Origin of the sequence: Streptomyces sp. NPDC006265, from assembly GCF_040613555.1 — a bacterium.
GTDB lineage: Bacteria > Actinomycetota > Actinomycetes > Streptomycetales > Streptomycetaceae > Streptomyces.
Window position 1 is genome coordinate 1 of the sequence record NZ_JBEXSH010000312.1, and the last position, 9,209, is coordinate 9,209.

Sequence of the window (9,209 nt, forward strand, 5' to 3'; positions counted from 1 at the left end):
GACTCGACTCCGCGGGGTACGCGGTCCTCTCCCGCATCGCTCTCGCCCTGGCCTGCGCGGCCTGGCTGGTGGCGGCCGCGGGCCTCGCCCAGCGGAGGCACGGCGAGTGGCGGGCGGAGACGCCGGCCGTGCTCACCGCAGTGGCCGCGACCGCCGTCCTCGGCACCGGCTTCTCCGCGGCCGGCCGGCAACCCCTCGCCGAGGCGCTGCTGGCGCTCGCCATGCTGCTTTGGGCTGTGCTGCTCACCGTGGAGGCCAAGGGGCGGCGCGGGACGGTGTTCCTGCGCTGCGTGGCCACCGAAGGGCTCGCCGTGCTCGGCGCCACGCTCGCCGCGGCCGATGCGGTGGCCTGGCTCGCCCACGCGGCCCTGGTGCTGTTCTGGCTGGGACTCGCCCTCTACTGCTTCGCCCTGTTCCGCTTCCAGCCCCGGCAGGTGGAGGAGGGGCGCGGGGACCACTGGCTCGCGGCCGGCGCCCTCGCCGTCTCCTCCCTGGCCGGGGCGAAACTCCTCAGCGCCGACAGCCCGCGCCTGTACCTGTGGAACGAGGAGAACACCAGCTCCCTGCGCACGACGACCGTCACGCTGCTCGTGCTCGCGCTGATCGCCTGCGTCGCCCTGCTCCTCGCCGAGCTCTTCTGGCCCCGGCACCACTACGACGTGCGGCGCTGGGCGACCGTGTTCACCGCGGGCGTGACCGCCACGGCCGCCCTGGCGGTCACCGCCGCGCTCGACGTCGCCTGGCTCGACGCCGCGGGAGAGGTGCTGCTGTGGATCGCGGTGGCCGCCTGGCTCGGGTGCACCGCCTGGGCTCTCGCCGCCGCCCGGACCGGCGCCCGGCGTTCCCGGATCAGGTCCAGAGCACGGCGATGAAGATGTTCGCCGTGGTCAGCAGACCCACCAGGCCGAAGAGGCCCTTGTCCACCTTCTCGTCGTCGCGCTTCACGTAGACCAGGCCGAGGATCACGATCAGCAGGGCCAGCTTCACGCCGATCTTGATGTTGTTCACGGACTGGTCGTCGGCCTGGTTGAGGCCGACCAGGATCACACCGGTGGCCAGCATCGTGAGGGCGCCGTGCAGCATCGCGGGGGTGAAGCGGGCGATACCCTCGCCCATCGCCTTCATCTGGGTGAGGAAGCCACCGAGGAGCGAGGCGATGCCGATGATGTGGAGGCCGACGAAGAGGTGGATGAGTACGTCCATGAGGCCGGAGCCTAATCAGGCGTTCCTGGGGCACCCGACGCCGGCCCACTGATGTATGCCCCCCATAGCACCCGATCACGGTCACTCGCTCGGAATTCGACGCATCGGTCATCACGCTGAGTGAAGCGGGCGACGCCACGGCGGGAGCGCGGTCGCATACGGTCACCGCCGGTCCTCTCACGTCACTTCCGCACACCCGCCACCGGCCCGGCACGGCGACGCTTAGCGTCCTCCACCAGGTGCCCGGCTCCCCACCGCCGCCCGGGCCAGGGGCGGCAGTCGGACACCACCGCCGAAAGTCCGGCGGCGATCCGCTCCCCCTGTGCGGGCCGTCGCCGGACGCGCAGGCCGCCCGTCCGCTCCCCCCGGCGGCCGCACACCCCCCGGCGGTCGAGGAAAGGACGTGGCCTCCAGGTGGCAGCGCACCGCAAGCCCCGACAGCGCTCGACGGGTGGCAGCAAGGCCCGTACGGCCGCCACGATCGCCCTCGCGGGCGCGGCGACGGCGACGGGCTTCGACGGCACCGGACACGCCGAACCACAGATCAGTCCCGCCCAGGTCAAGGCCAAGGTGGACGAGCTGTACCAGGAGGCGGAGGTCGCCACCGAGAAGTACAACGGCGCGAAGGAGAAGGCCGACGCGGCCGGGCAGCGGCTCAAAGACCTCCAGGACCAGGCGGCGCGCAAGGAGGAGCGGCTCAACTCCGCCCGAGACGCCCTGGGTTCGGTCGCCGCCGCGCAGTACCGCGCCGGGGGCCTCGACCCCGCGGTGCAGCTCGCCCTGTCCGACGATCCCGACCGGTATCTCGAGAACGCCGAGTTCGTGGAGCGGGCCGGCAACCGGCAGAACGCAGCCGTCGCGGGCGTACGCAAGCAGCTGCGGGAGATCGAGCAGCTGCGCGGGGCCGCCCACATCGAGCTGACCTCGCTGAAGTCGCGGCAGACGGAGCTGAAGCAGCACAAGAAGACGATCACCGGCAAGCTGGGCTCGGCACGGCAGCTGCTGTCCCGGCTCGGCGTGCAGGAACGTTCCCGGCCGGGCGCATCGCCCGACCGCGCCTCCCGCTCGACGGGCGCCCGGGACACCCTCGCCGCCCCCGGCTCCGCCTCGACCCGGGCACCCGATTCCCGCGCCGCCTCAGCCGTGTCCTACGCCTACCAGAAGCTCGGCAGCCCCTACGTCTGGGGCGCCACCGGCCCGAACGCCTTCGACTGCTCGGGCCTCGTCCAGGCCGCGTACCGCGCCGCGGGCGTCTCCCTGCCCCGCACGACGTACTCCCAGATCGCCGCGGGCCGCCGCGTGTCCCGCTCCGAACTCCTCCCGGGCGACCTGGTCTTCTTCTACACCGGCATCAGCCACGTCGGCATCTATGTCGGCAACGGGCGGATGATCCACGCGCCGAACCCCTCCGCGCCGGTGCGCGTCGCCCCGCTGGACGAGATGCCGTTCGCCGGGGCGACCCGGGTGGTGTGAGCGCCGACGTCAGACCAGCCGGCGAGCCGTCGCCCAGCGCGTCAGCTCGTGCCGGTTCGACAGCTGGAGCTTGCGCAGCACCGCCGAGACGTGCGACTCGACCGTCTTCACCGAGATGTACAGCTGTTTGGCGATCTCCTTGTACGCGTAGCCCCGCGCGATGAGCCGCAGTACCTCGCGCTCGCGCTGGGTCAGGCGGTCCAGGTCCTCGTCGACCGGCGGCGCGTCCGTGGAGGCGAAGGCGTCCAGGACGAAACCGGCCAGCCGCGGGGAGAAGACCGCGTCGCCCTCCTGGACGCGGAAGACGGAGTTCACCAGGTCCGTGCCGGTGATCGTCTTGGTGACGTACCCGCGGGCCCCGCCGCGGATCACGCCGATCACGTCCTCCGCCGCGTCCGACACGGACAGCGCGAGGAAGCGGACCGGCTGCTCGGTGTCGCCCATCAACGGGGCACAGCGGCGCAGCACTTCCACGCCGCCCCCGCCCGGCAGGTGGACGTCGAGGAGGACCACCTCGGGCCGGGTCGCGGTGATGACCGTGACCGCCTGGTCGACGTCCGCGGCCTCGCCGACGACCTCGACTCCGGTCTGCTCGGTCTGCCCGATCTCGGCCTGGACCCCCGTGCGGAACATGCGGTGGTCGTCCACGAGGACCACGCGTACGTGACGCCCGGGGCCGCCGCCCGCCTCCGCGGGCGCGGCCGCCTCCGCCGATCCCGCCGTACCGTTCGCCTCGGTCGGGTCGCTCATGACGTCTTCTCCGCCCTCTCCATCTCCAGCTCGACCTCCGTGCCGCCGTCCGGTACCGCGCGCAGCCGCGCCGTACCGCCGTTGCGCTCCATGCGGCCGATGATCGATTCTCTGACACCCATCCGGTCGGCGGGTATCGAGCCGAGGTCGAAGCCGGGGCCGCGGTCCCGGACGGACACGAAGACCGTCTTCCCCTCGACCTCGGCGAAGACCTGTACGGCGCCGCCCTCGCCACCGTACTTGGCGGCGTTCACCATTGCTTCCCGTGCGGCCTGCATCTGCGCGGAGATCCTCTCGTCGAGCGGGCAGTCGCCCACGACCACGACCTCGATGGGCACGCCGTGCTTGTCCTCCACCTCGGCCGCGTTGCGCCGGACGGCGTCGGCGAGGGTGGTGGGCTCATCGGCCTCGTCCTTGCCGGTGCCCTCGGGCTTGTAGAGCCAGGTGCGCAGGTCGCGCTCCTGGGCGCGGGCCAGGCGGCGGACCTCGTTCGCGTTCTCCGCGTTGCGCTGTATCAGGGTGAGGGTGTGCAGCACCGAGTCGTGCACATGGGCGGCGACCTCCGCGCGCTCCTGGGCACGGATGCGCATCAGGCGCTCCTCGGAGAGATCCTGCGTCACGCGCACCAGATAGGGCCCGGCGAGCAGCGTTATCCCGACGAGGACGGCGAGGGCCGCCTGCAGGACGGATCCGAGGTGGGCCGCCGACCCCTGGAGGACGAAGATGCCGGAGACGCCGGCCGTCACCAGCAGCACACCGCCCACCGAGCGCAGCAGCGTGACCGTGCGCCTGCGGCGGCCGACCTCGGCCCAGCGGGCCCGGCGGGCGTTGTCCGCCTGCCGCCAGACCAGGGCGACGCCCGCGCCGACGAACACCATCGGCCAGAGGTACGCCCTGGCTCCGCCGCTCAGGTTGACATTGCCCACGAAGACCATGGCCACCACGACCATGAGGAGCAGGGCCACGATCTGGCCCTTGTCGGGTCTGCGCGCGACGAGCCTGCGGCGACCGTCGGACGAGGTCTCCGAGGTCAGGGGGGACGACGGCCTCTGCGCCTCGACACCGCCGACGCCGAGCGGGACGAAGAACCAGAACGCGGCGTACAGCAGCGCGCCGAGACCGTCGGCCATGAACAGACCGACGAAGACCAGCCGCACCCAGATCACGGGCAGCCCGAGATGCCCGGCGAGGCCCCGCGCCACGCCCCCGAGCCAGCGTCCGTCACTGCTGCGGTAGAGCCTGCGCGGCGGCCGCGGTTCGGCGAGTGGCGCTGCTGCGGCTTCCGACATGCCATCGATGGTCACATGTGCGGGAGGCCGGAGCATCAGGGTCGACCCCTAGAGCTCCCCTGATCTCCGCGGACCGCCCTCGAACGCTTCCCGAGCCGCCTCTCAGGGCCGATATCAGGGTCCGGCCAGGGTCGTTCCGACTCCCGTCGGGGCTCCGGGCCCGTCACCATGGACCCACACCTCGCTCGACGGGGCGGCCAGCGCCCGGTCATAGGCGTCGGCACTGGGCCACTCCGCGTAGTTCAGTACGTGCCCGCCATCCGTACTCAGATGGAAGTGCGCGGAAACCAGTCCCGCGTGCCCCTCCGGGTCGTCGTCCAGGGCCTTCGCCGTTCCGAGGACGGACACCCCGTTGTCTTCTTCGCGGTCCTGCAAGAGGACCGCTGGCCTCCGGGCCCGGCATGACTGTTGCCCCCTGTCGAACGAATGACCGGGGGGTGGTGTCACCGGGCCCGAGGGGTGCCGTCGGAGACGCTGATCAGAGGCCCGACCACCGCCTGGCCGGGCGCAATGCCCAGCCGTCCGTCGGCGGCAGGTCTGCATAACGTGGATGCGCGCGAACGGCCCCGACACCGAGGCCGCCACCGACCGCATCAGCGTCCTGTTCGCCATGCGCCGGGACGGCGCCTTCTACGAATCACGCGTCCCCGAAGCGACCGCAGCATGACCAGCACAGGCTTGACCAAGGACATAGAGACACCCCCCGGCGCGCCCCCGACCCACACCCCACGCGACGGCGCAGCGAGCACGCACCTCCACCCACCACACGGGCATCCCACTCAGCGATGCCCGTGCGCATGCCTCCACCGCACCACCCCGACAGCCAGCACGGCCCCCGCCGCCCCAGCCACCAGCACCGGCTTCGGATGCCGCATCCCGGCCTGGACAACGGTCCGCACCGGCCGGGGCCCCGCATGCGTCGCCCTGTCGTGCACGGTGTGCCCCGCCTGCGCGGCGCTGCTCCGCAACTGCACCGTCATCGCCCCGGCCTTGTCCCGCAAATCAGCCGCCCGTGCCCGCGCACGCCCCTTCACATCGGCCTTTCCCGCCAGCTCCTCCACCGTGTTGCCGAGTTCACTGCGGGTCCGCTCGATCTGCCGCCGCAGTTCATCGGGACCCTTCGCCCCACCCGTCGCGTCCGTCATCGATGTGCCCTCTCCTTGATCTCCTCCACGTCCGCCCTGACACTCCCGAGAGCCTGCTCGGGCGTAGGCGGCGCGGCCCGCCGCAGCTGCCGCCGCCCGGTAGCCGCCAGCACAGCCGCGATCACGAACAGCACCCCCGTCACGATCAGCGCCGCGGCCCACACCGGCAGCACCAGCGAGAGCGCGGCGACACCCGCACCGGACAGAACGAGCAGCCCGGCGTACGCGACGGCGCCCGCCGCCCCGAGTAGCCCGCCACCGCGCCCCGCACGCCGCCCCTTCTCGGCCAGCTCCTCCTTGGCGAGTGCCACTTCCTGCCGCATGAGCGTGGAGAGCTGCTCCGTGGCCTGCCCGACGAGCTCGCCCACGGAGCGGCGCTCGTCGTGCACGGCCCGATGATCCATGGTCCCGGTCACGGTTCCGCCTCCTCCCGAAGTCAGGACCACCCGGGTACCCGGACGGCCCCGCAGCTACCCCAGCCGAGACGACCGTGCGCAGCGCGAAGCAGACGATGAAGCATTACTTATCAATGCTTGGTAGCAGAATTAAGTGGAGCTACACAATTACGGGGCCGAGACTACCCCCATGACCACACCGCCACCCACACCACTCCTCGGCCGCACCCTCTGCGCCATGATCACCCCGTTCACCCCGTCCGGAACCCTCGACCTCGACGGTGCCCAGCACCTCGCCACCCACCTGGTGGCGAACGGCTGCGACGGCCTGGTCCTCTCCGGCACGACGGGCGAGTCCCCCACCACCACGGACGCCGAGAAGTCGGCCCTCGTCGCTGCGGTCAAGGAGGCGGTGGGCGACCGGGCGAAGGTCGTCACCGGCATCGGCACCCCCGACACCCGGCACACCGCAGAACTGGCCCGGGAGGCCGAGAAGGCGGGCGCCGACGGCCTGTTGGTGGTGTCGCCGTACTACAGCAGGCCCCCGCAGGACGCGATCGAGGCCCACTTCCGGGAGATCGCGGACGCGTCCGAACTTCCGCTCATGCTCTACGACATCCCGGCCCGCACCGGCACCCGCATCGAACCGGAGACACTCCTCCGCCTCGCCGACCACCCCAGGATCGTCGCCGTCAAGGACTGCTCCCAGGACTTCCTGGGCGCCCAGAAGGTACTGGCCCGCACGGCCCTGGCGTACTACGCGGGCTGCGACGAGCACAACCTCGCGCTGTACGCCGTGGGCGGCACCGGGTACGTCAGCACGGTCGCGAACGTGATCCCGGCCCACCTCCGAGCAGTCCTGGGCGTGTTCGACGCGGGTGACACGGCCCGGGCGGCGCGCCTCCAGCAGCAGGCCACCCCCCTCATCGAGGCGACCATGTCGGCGGGCCTGCCGGGCGCCGTCACGATCAAGGCGCTCCTCGGCGAACTGGCCCTCCCCGCAGGCCCGGTCCGCAGGCCCCTTCAGCCCGCCGGCCGCAGAACGACCGGCGCACTGCTCTCGCTCCACGAGGCTCTGATCAGCATGTGATCACTGATCACCGCTCCGCGAACACCGGCTCCCACCGCCCCTTGGTGTTGTCCTTGGGCGACCGGAAGTCGCTGAGCGGGACCGTCTTCTCACCGCCGATGGTCACCAGTACCAGCCGCTGGTGGAACTGGTTGCCGTCCCCACCGATGTCCCAGGCGACGAGCGAGTTGCCGTCCGCCCAGGCGAGCAGCTGCCGCCCGCGCACCTCACGCTGCTTCCGGTGCGGGCGTCGAGGACGAAGGACGACGTCTTCCACTTCCGCCCCGCGAAATGGCCGGCGCCCAGCTGCCCGTCCGGCGACACCCCCGCGTCCACGGTCCAGTCCCGGTACCGTTCCAGCGCGGGCGCGGGGACTTCCTTGCCGGTGAAGTCGTAGAACTTCTCGCCGGGTTCGGTGGGCACCCCGGACCAGGCGAGACGGCCGTCGCGGGTGAACGCGAAGTCCTGTCGGAGTTGAGGAACGCGTCGGGGTTGTGTGCGCGCCCCCGCCTACCTCCACCCCGGCCCAGGAACTGCTCCCCGAGGCCACGTCGATGACGTGGAACCCGGTCCGGTCCGACTCCATGAACGGGGCGTCCGATCCCTCCGACCCCTCGATCTTCACCCGTCGGTCGGGGTTCTTGCTGTACGTCGTCGCGACGACCTTCCTGCCGTCGGTGGAGAAAACTCCACCCCCGCCACCGGCCGGTCGACCGGGATCCACCGCTTGACCTGTCCGCTCGCCAGATCGAGCAGCCCGATGCGCTTCACGTCTGCCAAAACCACCGCGAGGTCACGCCGGGTCATCCGTACGGGAAGGCCCGGAGCCGTCAGTTGTGGCTGTGGAGGATCTCGTTCAGGCCGCCCCACACCGCGTTGTTCGGCCGGGCCTCGACCGTGCCGGTGACCGAGTTGCGGCGGAAGAGGATGTTGGAGGCTCCGGACAGCTCGCGGGCCTTGACGATCTGGCCGTCGGGCATGGTGACGCGGGTGCCGGCGGTGACGTAGAGGCCGGCCTCGACGACGCACTCGTCGCCGAGGGCGATGCCGACGCCCGCCTCGGCGCCGATCAGGCAGCGCTCGCCGATGGAGATGATGACGTTGCCACCGCCGGAGAGGGTGCCCATCGTGGAGGCGCCGCCGCCGATGTCCGAGCCGTCGCCGATGACCACACCGGCGGAGATGCGGCCCTCGACCATCGAGGTGCCGAGCGTGCCGGCGTTGAAGTTGACGAAACCCTCGTGCATGACGGTGGTGCCCTCGGCGAGGTGGGCGCCGAGGCGGACCCGGTCGGCGTCGGCGATCCGGACGCCCTTGGGGGCCACGTAATCCGTCATGCGCGGGAACTTGTCGACGGAGGTCACCTGCAGGTGCAGGCCCTCGGCACGGGCGTTGAGCCGCACCTTCTCGAGGTCGTCGACGGCGACCGGGCCGAGCGAGGTCCAGGCGACGTTGGCGAGGAAGCCGAAGATGCCGTCCAGGCTCTGCCCGTGCGGCTTGACCAGGCGGTGGGAGAGCAGGTGCAGGCGCAGGTAGGCGTCGTGTGCGTCGATCGGCTTCTCGTCGAGCGAGGCGATGACCGTGCGGACCGCGACCACCTCGACGCCCCGGCGGGCGTCCGGGCCGGTCGCCGCGGTCGCGCCGCCGCCGAGCAGCTCCGCGGCACGCTCGGCGGACAGCCGCTCGGTGCCGGACGGGCCGGGCTGGTCGGCCAGCTCGGGCGCGGGGAACCAGGTGTCGAGAACGGTGCCGTCGGCGGCGATCGTGGCGAGGCCGGCGGCCACCGCGCCGGTGGTGCGAGGAGCAGTCGTGTCGGCCGTGAGGTCTATCTTCATGGCCGGCGCCAGCTCCGTCCGTGTCGCTCGAGCATTTCGTCCGCTTCGAC

Annotated in this window: 11 protein-coding genes; 3 read left to right on the plus strand and 8 right to left on the minus strand. The window is 71.8% G+C overall.

What is annotated here, in order from left to right; translation table 11 throughout:
• A partial coding sequence (locus ABZ281_RS24065) for a hypothetical protein (protein ID WP_356658543.1) occupies positions 1 to 872 on the plus strand: 872 nt, incomplete at its 5' end.
• Here ABZ281_RS24065 and ABZ281_RS24070 read toward each other — a convergent pair.
• A complete protein-coding gene (locus ABZ281_RS24070; protein ID WP_356658545.1) occupies positions 850 to 1,203 on the minus strand; it encodes a hypothetical protein in 354 nt (117 codons plus the stop codon). The two genes, ABZ281_RS24065 and ABZ281_RS24070, sit on opposite strands and share 23 nt — an antisense overlap.
• 414 nt (positions 1,204 to 1,617) lie before the next feature.
• Between ABZ281_RS24070 and ABZ281_RS24075 the strand changes: the two genes are divergently transcribed.
• On the plus strand, positions 1,618 to 2,676 hold the full coding sequence (locus ABZ281_RS24075) for an NlpC/P60 family protein (protein WP_356658547.1): 1,059 nt from the start codon (positions 1,618 to 1,620) through the stop codon (positions 2,674 to 2,676).
• A 9-nt stretch (positions 2,677 to 2,685) separates the two neighbouring features.
• On the opposite strand, the gene ABZ281_RS24080 is transcribed toward ABZ281_RS24075, so the two are convergent.
• The 5 genes from ABZ281_RS24080 to ABZ281_RS24100 form a co-directional block, all read right to left on the minus strand.
• The gene (locus tag ABZ281_RS24080; RefSeq protein WP_356658549.1) at positions 2,686 to 3,426 is read right to left on the minus strand and encodes a response regulator transcription factor; all 741 of its coding nucleotides are present in this window, start codon (positions 3,424 to 3,426) and stop codon (positions 2,686 to 2,688) included.
• A complete protein-coding gene (locus ABZ281_RS24085; RefSeq protein ID WP_356658551.1) occupies positions 3,423 to 4,715 on the minus strand; it encodes a PspC domain-containing protein in 1,293 nt (430 codons plus the stop codon). Before ABZ281_RS24085 ends, ABZ281_RS24080 begins: the two co-directional genes overlap by 4 nt.
• A gap of 114 nt (positions 4,716 to 4,829) precedes the next feature.
• A complete protein-coding gene (locus ABZ281_RS24090; protein WP_356658563.1) occupies positions 4,830 to 5,063 on the minus strand; it encodes a hypothetical protein in 234 nt (77 codons plus the stop codon).
• A 431-nt stretch (positions 5,064 to 5,494) separates the two neighbouring features.
• Positions 5,495 to 5,860 carry a DUF3618 domain-containing protein gene (locus ABZ281_RS24095; protein WP_356658553.1) on the minus strand — a complete coding sequence of 122 codons (366 nt, stop codon included), beginning with the start codon at positions 5,858 to 5,860 and terminating at the stop codon, positions 5,495 to 5,497.
• Complete coding sequence (locus ABZ281_RS24100) at positions 5,857 to 6,276, minus strand: phage holin family protein (RefSeq protein ID WP_356658555.1); 420 nt, start codon at positions 6,274 to 6,276, stop codon at positions 5,857 to 5,859. Before ABZ281_RS24100 ends, ABZ281_RS24095 begins: the two co-directional genes overlap by 4 nt.
• 169 nt (positions 6,277 to 6,445) lie before the next feature.
• On the opposite strand from ABZ281_RS24100, the gene dapA reads away from it, so the two are divergent.
• Positions 6,446 to 7,345 carry a 4-hydroxy-tetrahydrodipicolinate synthase gene (dapA, locus tag ABZ281_RS24105; RefSeq protein WP_356658557.1) on the plus strand — a complete coding sequence of 300 codons (900 nt, stop codon included), beginning with the start codon at positions 6,446 to 6,448 and terminating at the stop codon, positions 7,343 to 7,345.
• A 7-nt stretch (positions 7,346 to 7,352) separates the two neighbouring features.
• On the opposite strand, the gene ABZ281_RS24110 is transcribed toward dapA, so the two are convergent.
• Together ABZ281_RS24110 and dapD are read right to left on the minus strand one after the other, a co-directional pair.
• Positions 7,353 to 7,550, minus strand: coding sequence for a hypothetical protein (locus ABZ281_RS24110; RefSeq protein WP_356658559.1), 198 nt, complete (start codon positions 7,548 to 7,550; stop codon positions 7,353 to 7,355).
• A gap of 604 nt (positions 7,551 to 8,154) precedes the next feature.
• Positions 8,155 to 9,159 carry a 2,3,4,5-tetrahydropyridine-2,6-dicarboxylate N-succinyltransferase gene (gene dapD, locus ABZ281_RS24115; protein ID WP_356658561.1) on the minus strand — a complete coding sequence of 335 codons (1,005 nt, stop codon included), beginning with the start codon at positions 9,157 to 9,159 and terminating at the stop codon, positions 8,155 to 8,157.
• Between the last annotated feature and the right edge of the window lie 50 nt (positions 9,160 to 9,209).